Annotated in this window: 26 protein-coding genes; 15 read left to right on the forward strand and 11 right to left on the reverse strand. The window is 35.0% G+C overall.

Annotated elements, in window-relative coordinates; translation table 11 throughout:
* Positions 1 to 3: 3 nt before the first annotated feature.
* On the reverse strand, positions 4 to 456 hold the full coding sequence (locus tag E5D58_RS13100) for a DUF1569 domain-containing protein (RefSeq protein ID WP_136482501.1): 453 nt from the start codon (positions 454 to 456) through the stop codon (positions 4 to 6).
* 124 nt (positions 457 to 580) lie between these two features.
* Positions 581 to 1,333, reverse strand: coding sequence for a TerB family tellurite resistance protein (locus E5D58_RS13105; RefSeq protein WP_136482503.1), 753 nt, complete (start codon positions 1,331 to 1,333; stop codon positions 581 to 583).
* Between the two features lie 122 nt (positions 1,334 to 1,455).
* On the opposite strand from E5D58_RS13105, the gene E5D58_RS13110 reads away from it, so the two are divergent.
* From E5D58_RS13110 to E5D58_RS13130, 5 genes are all read left to right on the forward strand, one after another.
* Positions 1,456 to 1,866 (forward strand): BrxA/BrxB family bacilliredoxin, encoded by a 411-nt coding sequence (locus tag E5D58_RS13110; protein ID WP_136482505.1) that lies wholly within the window; start codon positions 1,456 to 1,458, stop codon positions 1,864 to 1,866.
* A gap of 122 nt (positions 1,867 to 1,988) precedes the next feature.
* Positions 1,989 to 2,387, forward strand: a complete 399-nt coding sequence (locus E5D58_RS13115; protein ID WP_136482507.1) for a hypothetical protein — start codon at positions 1,989 to 1,991, stop codon at positions 2,385 to 2,387.
* Between the two features lie 26 nt (positions 2,388 to 2,413).
* Positions 2,414 to 3,151: a lysophospholipid acyltransferase family protein gene (locus tag E5D58_RS13120; RefSeq protein ID WP_136482509.1), complete on the forward strand. Its 738-nt coding sequence runs from the start codon at positions 2,414 to 2,416 to the stop codon at positions 3,149 to 3,151.
* A 9-nt stretch (positions 3,152 to 3,160) separates the two neighbouring features.
* Positions 3,161 to 4,159, forward strand: a complete 999-nt coding sequence (locus tag E5D58_RS13125; RefSeq protein ID WP_136482511.1) for an acyl-ACP desaturase — start codon at positions 3,161 to 3,163, stop codon at positions 4,157 to 4,159.
* Between the two features lie 70 nt (positions 4,160 to 4,229).
* Positions 4,230 to 4,883 carry an HD domain-containing protein gene (locus tag E5D58_RS13130; protein ID WP_136482513.1) on the forward strand — a complete coding sequence of 218 codons (654 nt, stop codon included), beginning with the start codon at positions 4,230 to 4,232 and terminating at the stop codon, positions 4,881 to 4,883.
* 18 nt (positions 4,884 to 4,901) lie between these two features.
* Here E5D58_RS13130 and E5D58_RS13135 read toward each other — a convergent pair whose 3' ends face one another.
* Complete coding sequence (locus tag E5D58_RS13135) at positions 4,902 to 5,774, reverse strand: helix-turn-helix domain-containing protein (protein WP_136482515.1); 873 nt, start codon at positions 5,772 to 5,774, stop codon at positions 4,902 to 4,904.
* A gap of 558 nt (positions 5,775 to 6,332) precedes the next feature.
* Here E5D58_RS13135 and E5D58_RS13140 point away from each other — a divergent pair.
* Both E5D58_RS13140 and E5D58_RS13145 read left to right on the forward strand, forming a co-directional pair.
* The gene (locus E5D58_RS13140; RefSeq protein ID WP_136482517.1) at positions 6,333 to 6,926 is read left to right on the forward strand and encodes a hypothetical protein; all 594 of its coding nucleotides are present in this window, start codon (positions 6,333 to 6,335) and stop codon (positions 6,924 to 6,926) included.
* A 348-nt stretch (positions 6,927 to 7,274) separates the two neighbouring features.
* Positions 7,275 to 7,889 (forward strand): hypothetical protein, encoded by a 615-nt coding sequence (locus E5D58_RS13145; protein ID WP_136482518.1) that lies wholly within the window; start codon positions 7,275 to 7,277, stop codon positions 7,887 to 7,889.
* A gap of 66 nt (positions 7,890 to 7,955) precedes the next feature.
* Here the strand turns inward: E5D58_RS13145 and E5D58_RS13150 are convergent, their stop codons facing one another.
* The 8 genes from E5D58_RS13150 to E5D58_RS13180 all read right to left on the reverse strand — a co-directional run bounded on the left by E5D58_RS13150 (position 7,956) and on the right by E5D58_RS13180 (position 14,848).
* Positions 7,956 to 9,029, reverse strand: coding sequence for a PA0069 family radical SAM protein (locus E5D58_RS13150; protein ID WP_136482520.1), 1,074 nt, complete (start codon positions 9,027 to 9,029; stop codon positions 7,956 to 7,958).
* Positions 9,030 to 9,148: 119 nt separating this feature from the next.
* Entirely contained in the window at positions 9,149 to 9,931 is a 783-nt protein-coding gene (locus E5D58_RS13155; protein ID WP_136482522.1) for an enoyl-CoA hydratase/isomerase family protein, read from the reverse strand.
* Positions 9,932 to 9,934: 3 nt separating this feature from the next.
* The gene (locus E5D58_RS13160) at positions 9,935 to 10,360 is read right to left on the reverse strand and encodes a copper resistance protein NlpE N-terminal domain-containing protein (RefSeq protein ID WP_136482524.1); all 426 of its coding nucleotides are present in this window, start codon (positions 10,358 to 10,360) and stop codon (positions 9,935 to 9,937) included.
* A gap of 39 nt (positions 10,361 to 10,399) precedes the next feature.
* Positions 10,400 to 11,839, reverse strand: a complete 1,440-nt coding sequence (locus tag E5D58_RS13165; RefSeq protein WP_235835918.1) for a sensor histidine kinase — start codon at positions 11,837 to 11,839, stop codon at positions 10,400 to 10,402.
* Between the two features lie 237 nt (positions 11,840 to 12,076).
* Positions 12,077 to 12,625, reverse strand: coding sequence for a CopD family protein (locus tag E5D58_RS13170; RefSeq protein WP_136482528.1), 549 nt, complete (start codon positions 12,623 to 12,625; stop codon positions 12,077 to 12,079).
* A 3-nt stretch (positions 12,626 to 12,628) separates the two neighbouring features.
* Entirely contained in the window at positions 12,629 to 13,663 is a 1,035-nt protein-coding gene (gene hemH / locus E5D58_RS13175) for a ferrochelatase (protein ID WP_136482530.1), read from the reverse strand.
* Positions 13,664 to 13,736: 73 nt separating this feature from the next.
* Positions 13,737 to 13,898 carry a hypothetical protein gene (locus E5D58_RS14995; RefSeq protein ID WP_168796689.1) on the reverse strand — a complete coding sequence of 54 codons (162 nt, stop codon included), beginning with the start codon at positions 13,896 to 13,898 and terminating at the stop codon, positions 13,737 to 13,739.
* 53 nt (positions 13,899 to 13,951) lie between these two features.
* A complete protein-coding gene (locus E5D58_RS13180; RefSeq protein ID WP_136482532.1) occupies positions 13,952 to 14,848 on the reverse strand; it encodes a helix-turn-helix transcriptional regulator in 897 nt (298 codons plus the stop codon).
* A 191-nt stretch (positions 14,849 to 15,039) separates the two neighbouring features.
* Between E5D58_RS13180 and hemA the strand changes: the two genes are divergently transcribed.
* The 8 genes from hemA to hemB all read left to right on the forward strand — a co-directional run bounded on the left by hemA (position 15,040) and on the right by hemB (position 23,305).
* The gene (hemA, locus tag E5D58_RS13185) at positions 15,040 to 16,302 is read left to right on the forward strand and encodes a glutamyl-tRNA reductase (RefSeq protein ID WP_136482534.1); all 1,263 of its coding nucleotides are present in this window, start codon (positions 15,040 to 15,042) and stop codon (positions 16,300 to 16,302) included.
* Positions 16,295 to 17,869 carry a hydroxymethylbilane synthase gene (gene hemC, locus E5D58_RS13190; RefSeq protein ID WP_136482536.1) on the forward strand — a complete coding sequence of 525 codons (1,575 nt, stop codon included), beginning with the start codon at positions 16,295 to 16,297 and terminating at the stop codon, positions 17,867 to 17,869. Before hemA ends, hemC begins: the two co-directional genes overlap by 8 nt.
* Positions 17,870 to 17,888: 19 nt before the next feature.
* The gene (gene hemE / locus E5D58_RS13195) at positions 17,889 to 18,914 is read left to right on the forward strand and encodes a uroporphyrinogen decarboxylase (protein ID WP_136482538.1); all 1,026 of its coding nucleotides are present in this window, start codon (positions 17,889 to 17,891) and stop codon (positions 18,912 to 18,914) included.
* A 151-nt stretch (positions 18,915 to 19,065) separates the two neighbouring features.
* Complete coding sequence (locus E5D58_RS13200) at positions 19,066 to 19,824, forward strand: EI24 domain-containing protein (protein WP_136482540.1); 759 nt, start codon at positions 19,066 to 19,068, stop codon at positions 19,822 to 19,824.
* Positions 19,814 to 20,356, forward strand: coding sequence for a GNAT family N-acetyltransferase (locus E5D58_RS13205; RefSeq protein WP_136482798.1), 543 nt, complete (start codon positions 19,814 to 19,816; stop codon positions 20,354 to 20,356). The genes E5D58_RS13200 and E5D58_RS13205 overlap by 11 nt, the downstream gene beginning before the upstream one ends.
* On the forward strand, positions 20,357 to 21,259 hold the full coding sequence (hemF, locus tag E5D58_RS13210; RefSeq protein ID WP_136482542.1) for an oxygen-dependent coproporphyrinogen oxidase: 903 nt from the start codon (positions 20,357 to 20,359) through the stop codon (positions 21,257 to 21,259).
* Positions 21,250 to 22,230 carry a DUF4421 family protein gene (locus E5D58_RS13215; RefSeq protein WP_136482544.1) on the forward strand — a complete coding sequence of 327 codons (981 nt, stop codon included), beginning with the start codon at positions 21,250 to 21,252 and terminating at the stop codon, positions 22,228 to 22,230. The genes hemF and E5D58_RS13215 overlap by 10 nt, the downstream gene beginning before the upstream one ends.
* Before the next feature lie 82 nt (positions 22,231 to 22,312).
* On the forward strand, positions 22,313 to 23,305 hold the full coding sequence (gene hemB / locus E5D58_RS13220; RefSeq protein ID WP_136482546.1) for a porphobilinogen synthase: 993 nt from the start codon (positions 22,313 to 22,315) through the stop codon (positions 23,303 to 23,305).
* Positions 23,306 to 23,369 lie beyond the last annotated feature (64 nt).

Raw genomic sequence — 23,369 nt, forward strand, 5'->3', positions numbered from 1 at the left:
GAATTAAACACCAAACTGAGTTAAATGATGATCAAGATGTTTGTAAAACATATTATTCCATTCATCCTTGGATAGATTCCCAAAGGAGTGCGACTCTTTGCCATCAAAATAACTAGCTCCTAAATCTTGTGTTTTCTTAAGATAATCTGTTAAACGCGCTTTTTCCTCCACAAAATTCTTAGCATCAGACACTAAAAATTGAGGGGCTGTTCTGCTGTTTTTCTTATATGGTTTCGGGCCAACTACCGCATTTTTAACAAATAACTTCAACATAAATTTGGTAAACCCGTTTGGCTTCTTGTGTTTATCCTCAAAAGCCATCTCGTAAGTAACATTGCAATGAGCAAGCATCTGGCCTACACTCATTTTACCCCATAACGGCTGTGTTGTTGGTTTAAGTTTATTGATTCTTTCAATAACCAAATCGGTTTCCTTAGCGTCAAAAATATTTCTCATAATTCAAAAAAGATAAATAGATGCTTCTGCAATTTATTTATTTTATTTTTACTTTGAAACAGATGCTATGGGTTTTTACGATTTATCGAAGAACGAATGTCCTAATTTAGTTGATAAAAGTGAATTAAAAACCGCGTTCCTTTTGAATCTGTTCGTATGCGGCCTGAACCTTTCTAAATTTTTCTTCAGCACCCTTTTGGTGCTCCTTTCCTAAATGAATAACCTTATCTGGATGGTATTTTTTGGCCATTCTACGATACGCTTTTTTAATATCGTCTACCGAAACATTTTTATCGATCTCTAAAACCTTGTAAGCGTTATCACTATTACTATAAAACATGGCTTTAATACTCTCATAATCCCGAGAACTAATGCCTAAGTAATTTGAAATGGTATAAATCTGTTTAACCTCATCTTCAGTAACAACACCATCTGCTTTGGCAATTCCGAATAAAAAATGAAGCAATTGTAAACGCGATGCATGATCCATCATTTGTCTAATCTGCAAGCAAACAGGGCGAACAGAAATGCGTTGCTTATTAATACTTTTAAAGAGTTTAAAGGCATGGTTGGCGCGTTCCTTTCCATACATAGTTAAAAACTGCTGCCGCACATAATCTAACTCTCTTTGATCTTGTTTTCCATCGGCTTTAATAACCACTGAGGCCAAGATGAGTAAACTCACTTCAAAATCACCCGATTGTGTTTGAGGCCTTTGTCTTGTTCTACCTCCTCTGTAAGGCTCATCACCTTTAAAAACGGCTGTACCATTAGACATCGAATCTATCAAACTTCCTATAGCCACACCAATTATGGCCCCTATAGGGCCTCCAAAAGACCACCCTAATGCGCCACCAATCCATTTTGAAAAACTCATCTGTAAGTATAAATTTTGTTTATCGTCAAATATAATATTTGTTAGTTGATTGTCTAATCCATTTGTTACACAATTGATATCTTTGTAGACATAAAAATTGTTAATTATTTAAATTTAAAAATATGTATCCAGCAGAATTAGTAAAACCAATGAGAGAAGACTTAACTAATGTTGGCTTTGAAGAGTTACATACAAGCGAAGCTGTTGATGCTGCTTTGGCAAAAGAGGGTACTACCTTAGTTGTAGTTAACTCTGTTTGTGGTTGCGCAGCAGCCAATGCTAGACCAGGGGCTAGAATGAGCTTGCAAAATGCTAAAAAACCAGACAACATTGTAACGGTATTTGCAGGTGTTGACAAAGAAGCTGTTGACACTGCTCGTGGTTATATGGTACCGTTTCCTCCAAGTTCGCCAAGTATGGCTTTGTTTAAAAATGGAGAACTTGTTCATATGTTAGAACGTCATCACATTGAAGGTCGTCCAGCCGAACTTATTGCTGAAAACCTTGTAGATGCCTACAATGAGCATTGTTAAAACAGACAGCAACACTCTTAATTAGAGTTAAAAAAACCGATAAAAACCACGATTTTCGTGGTTTTTTTATTTTAGAACGCAACCTTTGGAGGTCATTTACATCTTAAAACAATATGGTCGGAATGAAAAAAACCTATACACTTATTATTATTCTTGTCTTTTTTGCAATCATATCCTTTACGTGTAATGATAGTGACGACATGTCTTCTCCGCAACAAGATGAACTGGCAGAACTAATAACTTTAAAAACTGAAATTATATCTCTTGCAAATAAATCCATTTGCAACGAAACTACGGAATGTAAATTTATTGGTTTAGGCGCAAAACCCTGTGGCGGGCCATTGGAATATTTAGTGTACTCCACTTCCATAAACACCACCAAATTAACAGCTTTAGTAAAAGACTACAATAAAAAAAATGAGGCTTATAACACCAAATGGAATATCGCATCAGATTGTGCGGTTACAACTCCTCCAACAAGCTTAAATTGTAAAAATAACACTTGTATTGCTGAGTATTAAATCTTGAGTTTTGCTATTTTTGGGGCATGTTAAAACTTGTATCATACCCTTTATCAATTATCTATAACCTGTGCTTTTTCTTAACACTTGTTATATTTCATCCCATTCAATGGTTTTGTTTCAATGTTTTTGGTTATCAAACTCATAAAAAAAGTGTTGATTTTCTACAACTGGCCTTAATGCGTTGTGCCAATATTTTAGGAACCAGATTCACGTTTACAAATCCCTATAATATTCCAACAAATAGACCATTAATTATAGTGGCTAACCACCAAAGTTTACATGACATCTACCCACTAACTTGGTTTATGCGTAAGCACCATCCAAAATTTATTAGTAAAATTGAACTTGGAAAAGGCATTCCTAGTGTATCCTATAATCTGCGTCATGGTGGGGCAGCGTTAATTGATCGAAAAAACCCAAGACAATCTTTACCCGCCCTTATGAAATTTGGCGAATATATTGAATCCAATAAAAGAGCTGCAGTTATTTTTCCAGAGGGAACACGCAGTAAAGATGGTAATCCAAAAAAGTTTCAAATAAAAGGATTAGAGATTCTCATTAAAAAAATTCCATCTGCACTAGTCGTACCTGTTACTATTAATAATTCATGGAAAATGCTTAAATATGGGAAGTTTCCCATGGGTTTAGGCATTCATCTAACATTTACTGTTCATAAACCCATAGAAATAGCTACCTTTGTGAATAAGCAGGATCTAATAAGTAGTGTTGAAACTACAATTACCGAACACATAAAACCGTAAAATTAAAATATGTCTTTAAAGAATAAGCGATTAGAAGTAATGAAGTTTTTGGAAAAAGACGTTGATGCGTTAATGGAAAAGTATTTAATCCCCATTGATAGCATTTGGCAACCAACAGACTTTCTTCCTAATTCTGAGGCACAAGACAGTGCGTTCTTTGAAGAAATTAAGGAGATTCGAGAGCTTGCAAAAGAATTACCTTATGATTTCTGGGTGGTTTTAGTAGGAGATATGATTACAGAAGAAGCTCTTCCAACCTATGAATCTTGGCTAATGGATGTTGAAGGCATAGAACAAGTTGACGGTGTTAACGGCTGGGGGAAATGGGTAAAGCAATGGACCGCTGAAGAAAACAGACATGGCGATGTCCTGAACAAATACCTCTACCTTTCTGGGCGCGTAAACATGAAAGAAATTGAAATTACCACCCAACACCTTATTGCGGATGGTTTTGACATTGGAACGGATAGAGATCCTTACAAAAACTTTGTTTATACAAGTTTCCAAGAATTAGCAACCTATATCTCGCATAATCGTGTTGCTAAAATTGCAAGAAAAAAAGGCAATAAGCGCTTAGCTAAAATGTGTCAAATAATTTCTGGAGATGAAATGCGTCACCATCATGCTTATTCAGATTTTGTAGATCGTATTTTTAAAGTAGACCCAAGCCAAATGATGATGGCTTTTCACTACATGATGAAGCAAAAAATAACCATGCCAGCACACTTTTTAAGAGAATCTGGAGGAGCAATTAGTACTGCTTTTGAAGAATTTTCTAATACAGCACAGCGTATTGGTGTCTATACTTCTACCGATTATGTAGACATTCTTCAAAAGTTAATAGATCGCTGGGAAATAGATAAAATAACAGGGCTGAATGACGAAGCTGAAAAAGCGAGAGACTACCTAATGAAACTTCCATCTCGAATGTATAGATTGGCAGATCGCATGAAAATTCCTGAAAATTCATTTCAATTTAAGTGGGTAGAACCTGCTATTGCTAAGTAAATTTTAAACTTCTTTGTATGTCAAATTGATTTTCAAAAAGTATCAATAAAGCATACATAACAAGGGATTTATGAACGCCGAAAGTCTTATTAATAAAACCAAAACCTTTGTAAAAAAAACACTTTCTGGAGCTGAAGGAGGGCACGATTGGTTTCATACTGAACGCGTCTTTAATAATGCCTTATTAATTTCAAAAGGCGAAAATGTAGATACCTTAGTGGTTGCCTTAGGGGCTTTACTCCATGATATTGCCGATAGCAAATTCCATAATGGCGACGAAACCGTTGGCCCCAAAATAGCACGAGAGTTCTTATTTAAGCATAATGTAGACTCCAAAATTATTGAGCATGTTGCAGCGATTATAGAAAACGTTTCTTTTAAAGGGGGTAACGAAACTCAAAACTTTAAATCGGCAGAACTCGATGTTATACAAGACGCCGATCGGTTGGATGCCATTGGAGCTATTGGTATTGCCAGATGTTTTAACTATGGTGGATTTAAAAATAGAGGGCTCTATGATCCCAATATTAAACCAAACCTAAATATGACCAAGGCGGCGTATAAGAATTCTAAAGCGCCAACCATAAATCACTTTTACGAAAAACTTCTGCTATTAAAAGACAGAATGCACACCAAAACCGCAAAAAGAGTTGCTCTAGAACGCCATAACTATATGTTAGATTTTCTAGAACAATTTTATAAGGAATGGGACGGCCTAAAATAAAAGACCTTCTCTATTCCCCTAACTAATTAGCATTTTTGTTTCTTTTCTATAACTCGATGCACTTTTTCCCGTAATATCATTAAACGTTTTATTAAAGTGCGAAAAATTATTGAATCCACATTCGTAGCAAACATCGGTTACACTCAAATCACTTTCAGTAAGCAGTTTTGTAGCATGTACTACACGATATTCATTAACCACTTGGGTGAAAGTTTTTCCGGTAGATTTTTTAAAATATCGACAAAAAGCTGGAACCGTCATACTTACCAGATCTGCAATTTCATCTAATGCTATATGGCTTTGAAAATTCTTATTCACATACTTGAATATAGTTCCTATTTTCGCACTGTCTTGAGCTTCCGCTTCGACTGCCAAGCCATCAGCATTAAGCAACTTGTAATCGTCCGTAGACGCCAAATAGTTTAATATTTCCAAGAATTTGATAAGACGCTCTAAACCTTGGTATTCAAGAAGTTTATCTATTTTAGGTCCAATAACAGCTTTGGTTTCTATTTGAAAACGAATGCCTTTTTTAGCGCGTTCAAACAAAGACACAACATTGACCATTTCAGGAATATCAATAAAATCTTTACCTAAGAAATCGGCTTTAAACTGAATGGTTGTTTCAGATCCATTTGCTGTTAATCGATCGGTAAATCCATTATGAGGTAAATTAGAACCTATTAATATAAGCTGACTATTATTAAAGTAAGATAAATGACTCCCAATATGAGTTTTACCTTGACCTTTATTTACATATATTAATTCTAACTCCGGGTGAAAATGCCAGTATGCCTCATTCTTATCAACCTTTTCTGTGTGCTGCTTAATTAAGAGCGAGCTTCCAAAACTCGGACTTAATTTTTTTAGTGTAGGTTTCTTATTTATCATAGCAGGGCCTTTTTAATACAAAATTACTACTTATTATGCATACATTATATATTTTATTACCCTAATTGTATGCTATTTTAACTTAACAGTAAGTTAACATTGCTTTAACAGTTAAAATAGCATAGATAAGAGCCAAAATTGATGTTTTTTACCATGCCTCTCTCCTATATCTTTGTATTGTTGAATGTTAGTATTCATAATACTTAAAACATTTTTCACATTAAAAAGTAGTTTTAAATACTCATAAACTCTTTTCGCAAAGAGTATCGGTATTCATTAATAATTAGTTTAATGTCTTATTTAGTTTAGTTTAGTTGGTAAAGTGGGCTGTGGTGGCCCACTTTCTTTTTACCAGCTTTTTAAATCCATAAATTTATATCGCCTCCTTTTTTAAAAGCGCTTTCTGGTAGATTTTGTTTCTATTTTTAACACTACTCTTTTAACCAAAAACAATGCTCAATTAACCATCAATATAACACACAAAGTCATTAATTTCAATGTTTTACAAAGACCCTCCCCATTATATCTTTGTTGTATTGAACCTTAAATATGGTAATTATGAAACGCATTATTTCAAACACAAAAAAAGCATTCTTAATGGTAGCGCTCTTTGCTACTATTATGGGATTCGCCAATGACGCAAAAATTCTAATCGATAATAAAACTAAGACGACAGCATTGGTCTTAGAGGATGTAAAAAAAGGAAACCAGATATATATTAAAGACAATAACGGTTTTGTATTATATAAGGAACTTATAGAAACCAATGGGATTTACAAAAAAGGATTTGACCTTAATAACTTGCCAGATGGAACCTATATTTTTGAGGTTGAAAAAGATCTAGAAATCAATACCATTCCGTTTACTGTTAAAGCCAACCATGTTGTTTTTAATGAGGAGCAAGAGTCCACAATTTTTAAGCCACATACAAGACAAGAAGACGATCTGGTATTTATATCAAAATTAGCGTCCAGTGCCGAAAGTATTTCTATTAAAGTTTACGCCGTTTATAATGACTCCTCTGCTTTAGTACATTCTGAAAATATTGAAAACGAAACCATTTTAGAACGTATTTATAAATTGGAAAAAGGCCAATATAAAATAGTGATAAACGCTAACAACAAAACTTACACAACATTTATTAGTAATTAGTTTAATGTCTTATTTAGTTTAGTTTTGAAAGTGGGCCTTGATGGCCCACTTTTCTATTTATGGAAATAACACAAACCGTTTTTAATTGTTTTCTAAAGGAAAACAAAGAGATTTTGAGTAGACCTTATTTTTTTCTTGAATACTATACGTTCCATGATACTATTTTATTAGACCGTTTATAAAGACCAAAATTAAACACACTTAACCTCAATATATACTCAATTAACTTAACACATATTTAATACAAAAATAACAGTTAAAATCCCACATAAATTGGTCAATTTCAATGTTTTACAACAATCAAATCTGATATACCTTTGACTTGTTGAACGTTATAAAACCCAAATTATGAAAAACGTAATTAAACACTCAAAAAAAGGAATCTTAATGGTAATCATGATGACTACCTTGTTAAGTTTCGCAAACGAAGGATCTTTTTACAGTATTAAAAATGATGCTTCAAGAACCACCCTTACTTTAAAAAGTGTTAAAGAGGGAAACCTGTTATCAATTAAAGATAATCACGGAGTCACTTTATATAAAGAATCGATACAGAAATCTGGAACCTATATTAAGGGGTTTGACTTAGTCGCTCTTCCAGATGGCGATTATTTATTCGAACTTGAAAAAGATTTAGAGATAAAAACCATCCCGTTTAAGGTAAAATCTAAGGAAGTAACCTTTAACAAAGAGGCTCAAACTATTAGTTTTAAACCCTTTACTCGAGTTGAAGGCGACATGGTTTTTGTTTCTCAATTAAATCTTAACGAGACACCTCTTGAGATTAAAATTTTCTTTTCTGATGACCGATTTTATTCTGATGCTTTTGAATTAGTGCATGCTGAAAAAGTTAAAGGCATAAAAAACATACAAAAAGCATTCAAATTATCGGGAATGGACAAAGGATCTTACAAATTAGTATACCATACACAAGGAAGAACCTTTACAAAAACAATCAATTAAAGTCTAGTTCCTTATTTTTAATTTAGTTGAGAAAGGTGAGTCATTAAAATGACTCACCTTTTTCGTTCAAAACAATTTTAGCTGACCATGTTTATAAGCACTAAACAATTCTAAATTAAGCTCTGGCATGCGCGCCTCTTTAAAATATAATCGCTTTGCCAAACTAACTAGATCATGTATTTGTTCGGCTATTTTACCGTCGCCGCGCATTCTTTGGCCATACCTAGAATCGCTAAGGCGACCTGCATGACAACCTTCTATTTGATGCAGTACTTTTTCGGCGCGATCGGGCATGACTTTGTAAATCCACTCTCTAAAAACTTCGCCAATAGCACCATTTAGCCTAACAATGGTATGTGATATTGATGTAGCTCCATGTTCACTGACTGCCTTAGCTAAATTCAGAATTTCATGACTATTTATAGCTGGAATAATTGGTGCAAGCATAACATTTACAGGAATACCATGACTGGAAAGTACCTTAATTGTGTTTAAGCGCATTTTAATAGATGTTGTTCTAGGCTCTAATACCCATCGTGTTTCTTCGGATAAAGATGTTATCGAAATATGGATAGCCAACAAATTATTATTAGCAAGGGCTTTCAAAATATCCAAATCTCTTAGTATAAGGGCATTTTTTGTAATTATCCCAACGGGGTGCTTATATTTTAAAAACACCTTTAAGCATTGTCGAGTAATCTTATACTTTTTTTCTGCAGGCTGATAGCAATCTGTATTTCCCGACATTACAATAGTTTTTGCTTCCCAACATTTCTTTTTTAAATGAGCTTCTAGTAGTTTGTGAGCATTTTTCTTTACTAAAATTTGACGTTCAAAATCTAAACCCGCCCCATATCCCCAATATTCATGGGTATTTCGCGCATAACAGTAAACGCAACCATGCTCGCAACCTTGGTAAGGATTCATACTATAATTCATACCTACATCAGGACTTGTTACCTTATTGACAATAGTTTTTGGAAACACCTCTTGAAAATGGGTTTTATTATCCGCAGGTAACTCACCTTCCTTTAGGCAATACTCTAAAAAGTCATCCCTTAAGACCTCATTATATTTTAAAAATTTATTTGAAACTTGAGACTGGGCACCACGCCCTTTTAAGTAAGTTTTGGGATTCATAACAACTAGATTGAAAAGTTCTCTTTAAAATTAGCTATAATAAAACTCGGTATATGTTAAAGGAAGACTAGGTTATTAACAAAATCAGGGATTAATTCCTTTATATTATCAAGCATAACCTATTCGCCAGGAAACTCGGCCTTACGCTTCTCTAAAAAAGCTGTAGTGCCCTCGGCAAAATCATCAGTGCCAAAACAATTACCAAACTCCTGAATCTCGACGTTAAAACCATTAACATGAGACATATAATTTGCGTTTACAGCTTGAATAGCAGAACGTATAGCTACCGATGAGTTTCTTGATATTTTAGCCGCTATTTTATAACACAAGTCTAATAAATCCTCTTGGGAAGTTACATGGTTTACTAAACCAAACGATAATGCCTGATTCGCATCAATCATGCCCGCGGTCATAATCATTTCCATAGCTCTTCCTTTACCCACCAATTGAGGTAACCGCTGCGTACCACCATACCCTGGTATAACCCCTAAAGACACTTCTGGAAGCCCCATTTTTGCGTTATCACTGGCAACTCTAAAATGACAAGCCATGGCTAATTCAAGTCCACCGCCCAACGCAAAACCGTTAACTGCTGCAATAACTGGTGTCGATAAATTTTGAACAAAATCAAACAAAAGCTCTTGCCCTTTTGCTGCTAGCTCGGTGCCTTCATCAACGTTAAAATGTGCAAATTCACTAATGTCTGCTCCTGCAATAAAGGCTTTCTCGCCACTTCCTGTTACTACAATAACTTTTGTTGTCTTATCTTGATCTGCGCTTTTAAAAGCATCGTGAAGTTCACTAATTGTCTCTTTATTAAGTGCGTTTAATTTTTTTGGTCTATTAATGGTAATTGTCGTTATTCCATTATTTTCTTGGGTAAAAATGTTGTTGTATACCATAATTTATTCTTTATATACTGTTAAACCTACTATATGAGAAGTTTCAGACTCATAAAACCTTAATGCTGTTTTTACAACTTTATCTGATTTATCTCTTGGTGATTTTGTGATGTATCTTGCTTTAGAGTTATTTAGATTCACGGTGAATTCCTGGTTTAAATCATCCTCCTTTGAAAAGAACATTATTACTTTTCCTTCTATTTTCCAAGTCCCTTTTCCATAAAAGTTTTCTTCCGGGTTCCTTTCTCCTGCAACTCTTAAAAAATGATATAAAAATGTACCATCTTGGTTTAACGTTATTGTCCACTGAATTATGGTACCGTCTTCTCTAGGCTCTTCACTTCCTCTATTATAAACACCTGCTTGAGAAAACACATGTAACGTAAATAAGAAAGTAATTATTATTAGAAGCTTACTTTTTAAATTCATCTTTTATTTATAGGACTCCTGACTCTGCAGAAATTACAGTTATTCTTTTGGAAATGTAACTTTAAAGGTCGTTCCTTTATCTTTTTCAGAAACAAAAGAAATACTTCCTTTATAAGTCTCCAGAATATTCTTTACCATTGCTAAACCAAGGCCCATACCACTGGATTTAGTAGTAAACTTAGGCTCAAATACTTTGCTTTTATTTTCTTCGGCTACCCCCGCTCCATTATCTGAGACCTTAATAATAACCTCGTCGTTAAGCTCACTAACAGAAATCTCAATTTTTGGCATGGTTTCATCTGGAATAGATTGAATCCCATTTTTCACTAAGTTAGTAACCACTCTAATTAATTGTGTTCTGTCAAACTTTGCAATAATCTCGTCTGCATCTGCTTTAAACAAAATATAATCTTCATTAAAAATATCTAAGGCTAACTTAATAATTTTAACAACATTCAAAGTTTCATTTTGTTGCGCTGGCATCTTAGCAAAATTTGAAAACGCCGAAGCAATTGAACTCATGGTGTCTATTTGTTGTATCAAAGTCTTACTGAATTCATCTAATTTTACATGAATTTGTGCATCATTAGGGTCAAACTTTCTTTGAAAATTTTGAACTGTTAGACGCATTGGGGTTAATGGGTTTTTAATTTCATGAGCCACTTGTTTTGCCATTTCTCTCCATGCTTGTTCGCGTTCGCTTTTTGCCAATTGCACAGCACTTTCTTCCAGCTCATCAATCATACTGTTATATGAATTTACCAAAGTGGATATCTCTTCACTCATATCGTCAACCTCAATTTTTTCATTTAAGCGCTCTAATCTCGTGGCATTAATTTTATCACTTATTGTTTTCAAAGACTTTGTGATGTACTTCGATAATAAAAAAGCAATAGCAATAGCCATAAGAAGCACCACTATAAAAGCAAAACCTATTCGAGTTAAAAATTCCTTAAGCTCTTTATCTAAAAAATCGTCTTTTTCTAAATATGGAATATTTAATATCGCGAGTGGTTTGGAACGATTATCTGTAATATAGGTGTACGATGACTGAAAGGTCTCTCCATTTTCTTTAAGCTTATCTACATACCTGTGTTGCGCAACCTCTAATGCATTATTAAACTCTACAGTATTACTTATGGCATTCATAATATCGGCCGTCAAGCAAACCTCGGAGCCCGTGTTTTGCAAACCAGCTTTTGATGAAATTAATAATCCGCCTTCTAAATCGTAAATATTTATTTGAAGCTTATGGATATCTGCAATATTGTAGACCTCATCTTTAAATATATATGGGATATTTTCAGTAATAACCTCCCATGTATTTTGACGTCCGTTTAGTACCCGTTTTAAATGGGTTCTAATATTTTCTTCCTTTCGCTCTAAACGTGCTTTATGATAATCTGCACTTTGCTCTTTATATTGATAAATAGCTACAGCTGCAATTAATACAGACCCCAGTAATACCAATAAAATCATGGCAATAAATATTCTGGTCCGTAAGGATAATTTTTTGAGTTTCAAAAGCTATCTAAGTGTCTGTTTTAACGAATCTAAATATAGCAATAATCAAACCAAAAGCCTTCAATCATTCAACTTAAATATAAAAGAGTAAAAATCTGAATATTAAAAATTGAAGTCTTAAAAGGGACTTTGTTCTCTCAAAAAAAGAATCATCAAAAAAACTTAATCTAGCCCAATATCAATAACCAAGTATTAAGCGTCTGGGTTATTCTCTCTAAAATTCTTGTATAACTTAAAGCCCAACATGATAAGGATGCCAAGCACCAAAATACCAATAACACCCCATATCCAATTAATGGCACTTTTTAAGATAACCAGAAAGATAACCGCAAACAAAATAAAGGTAGCACCCTCATTCCAGATGCGCATATAACTCGATGTTTTTCGTACGTCATCTATTTGCAACTGTTTGTAATATTTATGTGTTATGAGGTGGTAAGCAAATAACAATAAAATGAATCCTATTTTTACCTGCATCCAATCTTCATAAATAAGGGTTGGATTTATGTAGAATAAAATAAGACCGAATAGTAACGCGAGTATAGCTGAAGGCCAAGTAATAATAAACCAAAGCCGTTTTGCCATTAGTTTGAGCTGTTTTCCAAGTATTTCCTTTTCTGGAGACGGCTTTTGAAAAGCCTCAATTTGATAAACAAAAAGTCTTGGGGTATAAAATAACCCAGCAAACCAAGTAATCACAAAAATTAAATGAAAGGCCTTAAAATAGTAGTAATACGCCATGAACTAAGCTATTTTAACAGATGATTTCACCCACTCATTAATCCAATTAGAAAGTAAGTCTACGAATGCTTGATCGTCATTTAAACAAGGAACAGTAGTGAATTCCTGTCCTCCAACCTCATGGAAAAGTTCCTGACCTTCCATGGCTATTTCTTCAAGTGTTTCTAAACAATCACTCACAAAGGCCGGAGTTACTATAGCCATATTCTTAACACCTTGCTTTCCTAAACGCTCAATGGTTCTATCTGTATAAGGTTGCAACCAAGGGTCAAAACCCAATCTGGATTGAAATGAGGTTGAGTAAGTACCTTCTTTTAAGTTTAATCTTTGCGCTACTAAACGGGTAACCTCTTTACATTGATGTCTATAACAAAACTCATGAGCTGGAGAGGGTGTTGAGCAACAGCTGCCATCAATTTTACAATGAGATTTAGTGATATCACTTTTTCTTATATGTCGCTCTGGAACACCATGGTATGAAAAAAGCAAATGGTCATATGGTTTACTCTTTAAGTGTGCCTTAATAGAATTAGAAAGCACCTCGATATAATCAGGCTTGTTATAAAAAGCAGGGACCGAGGTTATTTTAAGGTTAGGAAAATGAAGCTTACGCAACTTTTCAGCCAAAACTTCTATCGTTTCGGTTGTAGCCATGGCAAATTGTGGATATAACGGAAATAATAGGACATCATCAACGCCTTGGTCTACCAATGCATCTAAACCTTTTTGAATCGACATACTCCCATAACGCATTGCTAAAGCCACAGGCACTTCTACTTGTTTCTGTATTTTACCTTGTAACCTCTCGGAAATCACAATAAGAGGCGACCCTTCTTCCCACCAAATTTTCTTATAAGCAGCCGCAGAAGCTTTGGGTCTGGTTTTTAAAATAATCCCTCTTACCAATAATGCTCTGGCCACATAAGGAATATCTATAACCCTTTCATCCATTAAAAATTCCCCTAAGTACTTTTTAACATCTTTAGGTTCTGGGCTATCTGGAGAACCAAGATTTACAAGTAGTATTCCTTTTTTCATGCACATTTTTAATTATTACAAAAATACAACACAAATTACATAAGTGTCAACTTGCTAGATACAAATAGTACGCCTATTTCTTTTCTTTTAAATTAAATTGCGCATAATTTAATACCGACCCCTTTTCATTATTACTCAAATCTTGAAATATACCACACGAAACATTTGGCTTCGCTAGGGTTTTTTGATTCTCGCCTTTAAAAAAAGTAGCTATTTCTGGTGTTAAATACTTCATAACTAATAATTTTATGTGTTTTTGGATAACTTTCTAAATTAAACTAAGAAATATTAATTTAACGACATGATATATTTTTTTGGCGTTGTACCATATTTTTTCTTAAAAGCTGCAATAAAGTGGCTAGAGGTACTATACCCTACTTTATGGCCTACTTCATTCACATTGTCTTCACCCGCCTCAAGCAATTTTCTGGCTACCTCCATTTTATAGTCTAATAAAAAGCTAAATACCGAATCGCCATAAATTTGTTTAAAACCCTCTTTTAATTTCTTTAAACTTAATCCAATCTCGTCCGCCAATTCCTGCAAGCTTGGTGGCTCTGCCATTCTAGATACAACGATGTCTTTTGCCTTTCTTATTTTAATCACGTTGGCTTCATCGACCAAAAACGGACACTGCTCTACATTGGCATCCTCATTTCTATTAAAGTATAAACTTAATAGTTCGTAAGCCTTTCCTTTAAAATAAATATGCTTAATAGAGCTGTTTAAACTGTAATTTATCAGCTGATTTAAAACAATAGCCATGGACGGAGAAATAACCCCATCCTTATAATACTTCTTATCCTTATTATCATCATTTAAGAATGAAATATGATCCGCTTCAGAAGAAAATAACCCATGAAACTTCTTAATAGGAATTAGCACTGAAACAATCCAAGAATTTGGGTCTACAAGAAGATTAATTGGCAACTCTCTCTGCGGATTGTAAAGTAACAGTGAGTTCTCTTCATGAATATCCAACGTATACCTACCCTGATTAAAAACAAACTTCGTGGTTCCCTTTACACAAAAATGAAATTGAATGAACGAGCTATCAATTGCTTTTAAAACACTTTGAGGACTTTGTTCTTCATTTTTAAATGTTAAAACCACAACACCATCATCTACCATTGTTTCATCAAAAGTACTTTTAGCGACATTTTTTTGATCTAATTCTTGACTCATTTTTAAGCGTTATTTAGATTCATTCTATATTAAGGTCTTCAAAACTGCCTATTTCCCTACAAAAATATGACATTTATCATATTTATTAGAGAAATAGCTTTAAAAAACCACAAACGACACTAAAAGTTCTTTTAGCGTTACTTTTTTTTAAACCATCCCTATATTTTTGCTACACAATTTCAAACTGAGCAATGCAGAAATACAATATTTCACGGAGTAACTACTTTTATGCCATAGGCTTAAGCTACAAAAAAGCCGATGCTGATATAAGAGGTCGCTTTAGTTTAGATGATGAATCTAAGCACGCATTGCTCCAACAAGCCAAAGAAAATGATATTGAAAGTTTGGTAGTTACTTCTACGTGTAACAGAACCGAAATATATGGTTTTGCACAACATCCTTACCAGCTTATTCAATTACTTTGTGATAACACTAATGGCACCGTAGAAGAGTTTCGTGATGTTGCTTACATTCACAAAAACAAAGAGGCTATAGCTCATATGTTCCGTGTAGGTTCAGGTTTAGACAGCCAGATTTTAGGTGATTTTGAAATTATAAGCCAATTAAAAGCAAGCACCAAATTATCAAGAAAGCATGGTTTATTAAACCACTTTACAGAACGTTTGGTTAATGCCGTGATTCAGGCGAGTAAGCGTATTAAAACAGAAACAAACATTTCATCAGGAGCAACCTCTGTTTCCTTTGCTTCCGTACAATACATCTTTAATACGATTGAAAACGTATCAGATAAAAACATTTTACTCTTCGGAACAGGTAAAATAGGTAGAAACACTTGTGAAAACCTCGTAAAGCATACCGAAAACGAGCACATTACACTTATCAATAGAACAAAAGATAAAGCTGAAAAAATTGCTGGCAAATTCAACTTAGTGGTCAAGGATTATGCTAATTTGCAGGAAGAAATAAGTCATTCCGATATTTTAATTGTTGCCACAGGAGCCCAACGCCCAACAATTGACAAACATCTTATTCAAAGCAAAAAGCCACTTTTAATTTTAGATTTATCCATTCCTAAAAATGTAAATGAAAATGTTGAAGAGTTAGACCATGTTTCTTTGGTTCATTTAGATCATCTATCTAAAATTACAGATGAAACTCTTGAAGCTAGAAAAGCGCATATTCCTGATGCCGAAGTTATTATTGAAGAGGTTAAAACCGAATTTAACAGCTGGTTAGAAACACGAAAATTTGCGCCCACAATTAAGGCCTTAAAGCATAAATTAACAGATTTTGCCGCTGCCGAATTAGACACGCAACGCAAAAAAATAAGTGATTTTAATGAAGCGCAAGCCGAGTTAATCAGTAATAAAATCATTCAAAAAATTACCAATCATTTTGCGCATCATTTAAAAGATGATGATGTATCTACTGATGATAGCCTGGAACTCATCAAAAAAGTATTTCAGTTAGAACCTTCCACAAAAAATGTCTAAAACCATAAGAATTGGTACTCGCGATAGTGAATTAGCACTTTGGCAAGCCAACATTGTACAAAATTTACTTGAAAAAGCAGGTCATAAAACAGAATTAGTACCTGTAAAATCTACTGGAGATTTAGTACTCGACAAGCCTCTTTACGAACTAGGGATAACCGGTATTTTTACGCGTACACTTGATATCGCCATGTTGAATCATGATATTGATATTGCTGTACACTCGCTTAAAGACGTGCCTACCGTTTTACCAAAAGGTATTGTCCAAGCTGCCGTTTTAAAACGTGGTAATGTGAACGACACCTTAGTTTTTAAAGATAATGAAGAGTTTTTAGGGGCGAAAGAGGCGGTTATCGCTACAGGAAGCTTGCGAAGAAAAGCACAGTGGCTTAATCGTTACCCCACACACACCATTACAGATTTGCGGGGTAACGTCAATTCCCGGTTACAAAAACTTCAAAATAACGACTGGAACGGTGCTATTTTCGCTGCTGCTGGCATTGGCAGAATTGGTATTAGACCCGAAGAAGCTATCAATTTAGACTGGATGATCCCTGCACCTGCACAAGGTGCTATTATGATTACGGCTTTAGATGAAGACGCATTCGTAAAAGAAGCTTGTGCCTCGTTAAACCATGAGGAAACAGAGATTTGCACCACCATAGAACGCAAATTTCTTAACCGGTTAGAAGGCGGATGCACGGCTCCAATAGGGGCCCTAGCTAAAATTAAAGATGAAGAAATACTCTTTAAAGGTATTCTTTTAAGTAAAGATGGCTCAAAAAAAATACAAGTAGAACGTTCTGAAAAATTAGGCAAACATGAAGATTTAGCGGTCTTTTGCGCAGACTATATAATAGAACGTGGTGGTAAACGTTTAATGGATGAGATTAAATACTCAAATAAAGTTACCAATGTGTTTTCTACTAAAAAGTTAACCCAAGATCAGCAAAAATTATTCCACGAGAAAGTGGTTGTTAAAAGCGACGATTTTATAAAAATAAGTTTGAATCGTATCCGCCCTCAAATTTTAAAATCAGAAATTGAAAATGTTATTCTTACAAGCAAAAATGCTGTTGAAGCGCTAATCACGAATTACTCCGCAGAAGAATTACAATTTAAAAATATTTATTGTGTGGGTCGCAGAACAAAGCGCTTAATAGAACGTAAAATAGGTCCTGTGAAACATGCTGCTAAAAACGCAAAAGCGTTAGCAGACTATTTAGTGGAGTATATTGAAGGTACTAAAGTAACTTATTTTTGCAGTGACATTAGGTTGGATGCATTACCTACTATTTTGAGCGAAAACAATATAGCGGTAAATGAAGTAGAAGCATACCAAACTAAATATGATGGCAGTAAAGTGGAAAACTCTGTGGAGAGCGCTATGTTTTATAGCCCATCAACAGTTGAGAGTTTTGTTCGCAGTAATAAAAATGATGTTATAGCCTTTTGTATTGGAGAAACCACAGCAAGTGAAGCTAAACAGCATTTTAAAGATGTTAGGGTGGCAAAAGTACCAACTGTAGAGAGTGTAATTGAGTTAGTGAATCAGCATTATATTTAAAACGTCATTACGAGGAAGTATGATAAAAAACGATTTATTTTTAAGAGCATTAAAAGGAGAAACAGTAAACCGTCCGCCAGTATGGATGATGCGACAAGCAGGACGTTACTTACCAGAATTCATGGAAATTAAGGCAAAGTACGATTTCTTTACGCGTTGCCAAACTCCTGAATTAGCAAGTGAAATTACCGTGCAGCCTATCCGCAGATACGGTATGGACGCTGCCATTTTATTCAGTGATATTTTGGTCATTCCGCAAGCCATGAATATCGAGGTGCAAATGAAACCTAATTTTGGACCATATTTGCCTAATCCTGTGCGTTCTCAAAAAGATGTAGATAATGTTATTGTACCCGATGTAACCGTAGAATTAGATTACGTATACCAAACCATAAAAGCCACCAAAGAGAAGCTTAATAATGAAATTCCATTAATTGGTTTTGCAGGGTCTCCTTGGACTATTTTATGTTATTGCGTGCAAGGTCAAGGCAGTAAAAACTTTGATAAAGCCAAAGAGTTTTGTTTTACAAACCCAGTTGCAGCCCATCAATTGCTTCAAAAAATTACAGATACTACGATTGCCTATTTAAAAGAGAAAGTAAAAGCAGGTTGTAATGCAGTACAAGTGTTCGATTCTTGGGGAGGCATGTTATCGCCTGTCGATTATCAAGAATTTTCATGGCAATATATTCAGCAAATTATTGATGCTTTAAAAGACGATGCCCCTGTAATTGCTTTCGGAAAAGGCTGTTGGTTTGCACTGGGCGAAATGGCAAAATCTGGTGCGTCTGCATTGGGTGTAGACTGGACCTGTTCTCCAAGGAACGCGCGCTATTTAACAGGAGGGAACATAACGTTGCAAGGTAATTTCGATCCTACACGCCTGTTTTCACCACCAGCAGAAATAAAAAAAATGGTGCACCAAATGATTAACGATTTTGGGAAAGACAAATATATTGTTAACCTTGGCCATGGCATCTTGCCTAATATTGGTTTAGATCATGCCAAAGCGTTTATTGATGCCGTAAAAGAGTACGAAAGTTAAAATAATTGTGCGTTACCTACTTTTTTTGAATAACAATTGGTTTCAGTAATCACCTTATAGCCGTAAAAAGTAGGTTTGCCCTGCCTGCTGTTAGGCAGGCCTTCGAGGAGCTTGAACAAATTCCTCAATCCCCTAGCGTAAAAGGAAAGTTATGATTAAAACTATCATTTCAGGAATTCAAGCATACTTCGGAGCATTCAGCTTAATATCAAAACTAAAACTCTGGAAATACTTTGCCATTCCTATGCTGATTAGTTTTGTCACAGCAACTATGGTTTTCGGTTTAGCCTATTTACTATCAGATAACCTAGGTGATTTTATCTCAAAAATCTGGATATGGGACTGGGGTAAAGCCACCTTTTCATCCATTAGCAATTTTATTGGAGGTCTTATTATTGTGGTTATTGGTCTTATACTATTTAAACACATCATCATGGCATTATCGGCGCCATTTATGAGTCCCGTTTCCGAGAAGATAGAAGCCCATTTCACAGCCAACCCATCACACTCTTCCCGAGACACCTCGTTTATCCAACAACTTTGGCGAGGGATAAAAATTAATGGTAGAAATTTGATAATGGAACTAGTTTTAACTATTCCTATTTTACTCTTAAAATTCATTCCTGTGGTTAATATTTTTTCAACCATATTGTTATTCATGGTCCAAGCCTATTACGCCGGTTTTGGTAATATGGATTATACTTTAGAGCGTCATTTTCAATATAAAGAGAGTGTACGATTTGTACGTAAGCACCGAGGGTTAGCCATTGGCAATGGTATTGTTTTTATCCTTGTTTTACTGGTTCCTCTAATTGGTGTAATTTTAGTATTACCTTTATCTGTAACAGCTGCTTCAACAAGAACTGTTAAAGCTCTCCAATTAAACCCGAGTCCAGTTGATGCAACTTAATTTAGGCTCATATTACATGTCACCAATTCAACCAAAAGACGGTTGGGGTTGCTGCAATTTTGTTGTGACTAACGAAGATCGCTTAAAACGTTATTTCCCAAAAACCTTACAACAGAACTTATCCCCAGACTTATCCAATATTTTTGTCCAGAAAAAACTAAAACAATTCGTATCGAAAGAAGAGTTTTTATTCACAATAAAAACTACTAAGACAAAAAAAATAGTAGGTCTAATTTATATTAAAGAATTGGACTGGTTAAACAAACAAGGCGAGTTTGCCTATGCCATCAGTTATGACATTGAAAAACAAGGCATAATGACAAAAGCCATTAGCCAGTTATCTGACTATGCTTTTGAAAAACTTGGCCTAAAAACCTTGCAAATTATTGTTCATAGAAGTAATTTAGGCAGTGTTAAAGTTGCAGAAAACTGTAATTATACATGGATAAAAACGCTAAAAAACGAGTACACACCTCAAGGAGAACAAGCTCTAAACATGGAGTTATATGAACTCTATAAACACATTGAATAAATGAAAAACAAATTCTACCAATATATCCAGGATTTACAAGATAGTATCACCACAAAACTAGAAACTATCGACAGTAAGGCTAAGTTTAAACAAGACCTATGGAAACGTCCAGAAGGTGGTGGCGGACGCACCCGTGTTATTGAAAACGGCGCGGTTTTTGAAAAAGGAGGCGTGAATATTTCTGGCGTTCACGGCAAACTACCAAAATCTATGCAAGTATATTTTAATGTTGGTGTTGTTGATTTTTTTGCCTGTGGATTGAGCCTAGTATTACATCCCAAAAACCCTATGGTTCCCACCGTTCATGCCAACTGGCGTTATTTTGAAATGTATGATGAAGATGGTAGTATTATTGATAGCTGGTTTGGAGGCGGACAAGATTTAACGCCTTATTACCTGTTTGAAGACGATGCAAAGCACTTTCATCAAACATGTAAAACGGCATGCGATAAACACAACCCTGAGTTTTATCCCATATACAAAAAACGCTGCGACGAGTATTTTTATAACACCCACAGGAATGAAGGCAGAGGAGTTGGGGGGCTGTTTTTCGACTACTGCAAAACATCTGACGACATGACAATGGAAAATTGGTACAACTTTGTAACCGAAATTGGGAATAGCTTCTTAACAGCTTATACCCCGATAGTTGAAAAACGAAAGGATTTACCATACACTAAAGCCAACCGAGATTGGCAAGAAATAAGACGAGGACGCTACGTAGAATTTAACTTAGTACATGACAAAGGGACTTTGTTTGGTCTAAAAACCAACGGCCGTATAGAAAGTATTCTAATGAGTTTACCGCCTCATGTGCAGTGGGTATATGACCACCACCCTAAACCAGGAAGTGAAGAAGCCAAGCTGCTTGAAGTGTTAGCCAACCCTAAAACATGGGCATAAAACAAATTTTCCTTGCTTCTTTTTTATTTTGTTTTGTGCATCTGTGTTCGGCTCAAGATAGTATTCAAACGGTTTCATACGAAACACTTAATGGTCACACAAAAAAATTTCTAAATAGAATTACAGGGCGCTTGTTTTATGTAAACACATCCAATGCACTCCAGTTAAACGACAGAAATTCAGATCTCTTTTTTAAACTCACGCCGAACAAACAAGATAGAATAGGCGCCTCAATTGCATTTAGATCCATTCAAATATCTTATGCTTTTGCACCTAATTTTCTCTCAAATAATAAAGATAACACAGGCTCAAGACTATTTAACCTCAACTTTAGAAACTACTTTGGGAAACATTGGATGCAAACCATAATGCTTTACAATGAAAAAGGATTTTATTTAAGTAACAACGAATTCAACACCTATTATCCTAACATTAAGTCGTTTAAAATTGGGGGAGGCACATCGTATATAATAAATGAAAACTTCTCCTTTAAAGCCATTGTTGGACAAAATGAAAAACAACTAAAAAGTGCAGGATCTTTTATTCCGCGGTTTGTTTACTTCTATTCGGAATTTAACTTTAATTTTGACGATCCCAATTCAGCCAGTAACTTGTACAGCTTCGATATAGCATTTGCCCCATCCTACTATTACAATTTTGTACCGTCTAAAAACCTTTTAATCTCTGCAGGAGCCTCTGCTGGAATAGGGATTAATTTCTCAAACTCGACAACTCAAAGCTTAACATCTCTTCTAACCGAACTTAATTTTAGAGGATCTCTAACGTACGATATTGAAAACCTCTATTTGGGAACCCACTATAGCTACCTTGTTCTTAATCACAACACCGACCGGCAAACCTATGTTAAAGATAACATCCCATATTTTGAAATATTTGTTGGCTATAGATTCAAAGCTCCAAGAAAACTAATATATAAAGCCGATATTATAGACGACAAATTAGGGCTATAAAGATTAGGCAAAATTCGATCCAAGTCGCAACCAACCGAAAGCAGATATATTATTAACTTTGCGTTCAATAAAGCAATAGAGTATGTTCCCATTACGAAGAAATAGAAGACTAAGAGCCAACGATGCCATACGATCATTAGTTCGAGAAACCATAATTACACCAAACGATTTTTTAGTCCCGCTCTTTGTAGTGGAAGGTAAAGGCTTAAAAGATGAAATTCCATCCATGCCCAATTACTTTCGATATAGTTTAGATCTACTTGAAGGCGAGGTGAAAGAGCTTTGGAATCTGGGTTTAAAATCGGTTTTACTTTTTGTAAAAGTACCCGACAATTTAAAAGACAACAAAGGGGCTGAAGCTTTAAATCCAGACGGCTTAATGCAACGCGCCATTAAAACGGTTAAAAATGTGTGTCCGGATATGTTGGTCATGACCGATGTGGCTCTAGACCCGTACTCAGCTTATGGGCATGATGGCATTATTGAAAATGGACTAATAGTAAACGACCCTACCGCAGAGTTTTTAGCAGAAATGAGTATTTCCCATGCTGAGGCAGGGGCCAATTTTGTAGCACCAAGTGATATGATGGATGGGCGTATTTTAACCATTCGTGAAGCTTTAGAAGATGAAGGTTTCATCAATACAGGCATCATGAGCTATTCAGCCAAATATGCTTCCGCATTTTACGGGCCTTTTCGGGATGCTTTAGATTCTGCTCCAGTAGATTTGGTGGATATCCCTAAAGACAAAAAAACCTATCAAATGGATTTTGGGAACCGTTTTGAGGCCATCAAAGAAACCGAAATGGATATTGATGAAGGGGCCGACATTGTGATGGTTAAGCCCGGCATTTCTTATTTAGATATTTTAAGAGAGATAAAAAATGAAGTGGATGTACCTGTTGCTGTGTATCAAGTATCTGGAGAATATGCCATGATTAAAGCCGCTTCTGAAAAAGGTTGGTTGGATCATGACCAAATTATGATGGAAACAACAATAGCATTTAAAAGAGCTGGAGCAGATATTATTGCTTCTTATTTTGCTAAGGATGTTGTTAAGATTTTAAATGGATAAAAAATCATCAATTGAAACTAGCATAAGTTATCTTTAGTGTAGTCGAGGGATTGCTAAGGGCGTT

This window comes from Cognatitamlana onchidii (assembly GCF_004804355.1).
Taxonomy (GTDB): Bacteria; Bacteroidota; Bacteroidia; order Flavobacteriales; family Flavobacteriaceae; genus Cognatitamlana; species Cognatitamlana onchidii.

What these genes read in the sequence shown, in the direction of transcription:
- E5D58_RS13100 (WP_136482501.1), bottom strand. Translation starts at nt 456, where the DNA reads ATGAGAAATATTTTTGACGCTAAGGAAACCGATTTGGTTATTGAAAGA.
- E5D58_RS13105 (WP_136482503.1), bottom strand. Translation starts at nt 1,333, where the DNA reads ATGAGTTTTTCAAAATGGATTGGTGGCGCATTAGGGTGGTCTTTTGGA.
- E5D58_RS13110 (WP_136482505.1), top strand. Translation starts at nt 1,456, where the DNA reads ATGTATCCAGCAGAATTAGTAAAACCAATGAGAGAAGACTTAACTAAT.
- E5D58_RS13115 (WP_136482507.1), top strand. Translation starts at nt 1,989, where the DNA reads ATGAAAAAAACCTATACACTTATTATTATTCTTGTCTTTTTTGCAATC.
- E5D58_RS13120 (WP_136482509.1), top strand. Translation starts at nt 2,414, where the DNA reads ATGTTAAAACTTGTATCATACCCTTTATCAATTATCTATAACCTGTGC.
- E5D58_RS13125 (WP_136482511.1), top strand. Translation starts at nt 3,161, where the DNA reads ATGTCTTTAAAGAATAAGCGATTAGAAGTAATGAAGTTTTTGGAAAAA.
- E5D58_RS13130 (WP_136482513.1), top strand. Translation starts at nt 4,230, where the DNA reads ATGAACGCCGAAAGTCTTATTAATAAAACCAAAACCTTTGTAAAAAAA.
- E5D58_RS13135 (WP_136482515.1), bottom strand. Translation starts at nt 5,774, where the DNA reads ATGATAAATAAGAAACCTACACTAAAAAAATTAAGTCCGAGTTTTGGA.
- E5D58_RS13140 (WP_136482517.1), top strand. Translation starts at nt 6,333, where the DNA reads ATGAAACGCATTATTTCAAACACAAAAAAAGCATTCTTAATGGTAGCG.
- E5D58_RS13145 (WP_136482518.1), top strand. Translation starts at nt 7,275, where the DNA reads ATGAAAAACGTAATTAAACACTCAAAAAAAGGAATCTTAATGGTAATC.
- E5D58_RS13150 (WP_136482520.1), bottom strand. Translation starts at nt 9,029, where the DNA reads ATGAATCCCAAAACTTACTTAAAAGGGCGTGGTGCCCAGTCTCAAGTT.
- E5D58_RS13155 (WP_136482522.1), bottom strand. Translation starts at nt 9,931, where the DNA reads ATGGTATACAACAACATTTTTACCCAAGAAAATAATGGAATAACGACA.
- E5D58_RS13160 (WP_136482524.1), bottom strand. Translation starts at nt 10,360, where the DNA reads ATGAATTTAAAAAGTAAGCTTCTAATAATAATTACTTTCTTATTTACG.
- E5D58_RS13165 (WP_235835918.1), bottom strand. Translation starts at nt 11,839, where the DNA reads ATGATTTTATTGGTATTACTGGGGTCTGTATTAATTGCAGCTGTAGCT.
- E5D58_RS13170 (WP_136482528.1), bottom strand. Translation starts at nt 12,625, where the DNA reads ATGGCGTATTACTACTATTTTAAGGCCTTTCATTTAATTTTTGTGATT.
- hemH (WP_136482530.1), bottom strand. Translation starts at nt 13,663, where the DNA reads ATGAAAAAAGGAATACTACTTGTAAATCTTGGTTCTCCAGATAGCCCA.
- E5D58_RS14995 (WP_168796689.1), bottom strand. Translation starts at nt 13,898, where the DNA reads ATGAAGTATTTAACACCAGAAATAGCTACTTTTTTTAAAGGCGAGAAT.
- E5D58_RS13180 (WP_136482532.1), bottom strand. Translation starts at nt 14,848, where the DNA reads ATGAGTCAAGAATTAGATCAAAAAAATGTCGCTAAAAGTACTTTTGAT.
- hemA (WP_136482534.1), top strand. Translation starts at nt 15,040, where the DNA reads ATGCAGAAATACAATATTTCACGGAGTAACTACTTTTATGCCATAGGC.
- hemC (WP_136482536.1), top strand. Translation starts at nt 16,295, where the DNA reads ATGTCTAAAACCATAAGAATTGGTACTCGCGATAGTGAATTAGCACTT.
- hemE (WP_136482538.1), top strand. Translation starts at nt 17,889, where the DNA reads ATGATAAAAAACGATTTATTTTTAAGAGCATTAAAAGGAGAAACAGTA.
- E5D58_RS13200 (WP_136482540.1), top strand. Translation starts at nt 19,066, where the DNA reads ATGATTAAAACTATCATTTCAGGAATTCAAGCATACTTCGGAGCATTC.
- E5D58_RS13205 (WP_136482798.1), top strand. Translation starts at nt 19,814, where the DNA reads ATGCAACTTAATTTAGGCTCATATTACATGTCACCAATTCAACCAAAA.
- hemF (WP_136482542.1), top strand. Translation starts at nt 20,357, where the DNA reads ATGAAAAACAAATTCTACCAATATATCCAGGATTTACAAGATAGTATC.
- E5D58_RS13215 (WP_136482544.1), top strand. Translation starts at nt 21,250, where the DNA reads ATGGGCATAAAACAAATTTTCCTTGCTTCTTTTTTATTTTGTTTTGTG.
- hemB (WP_136482546.1), top strand. Translation starts at nt 22,313, where the DNA reads ATGTTCCCATTACGAAGAAATAGAAGACTAAGAGCCAACGATGCCATA.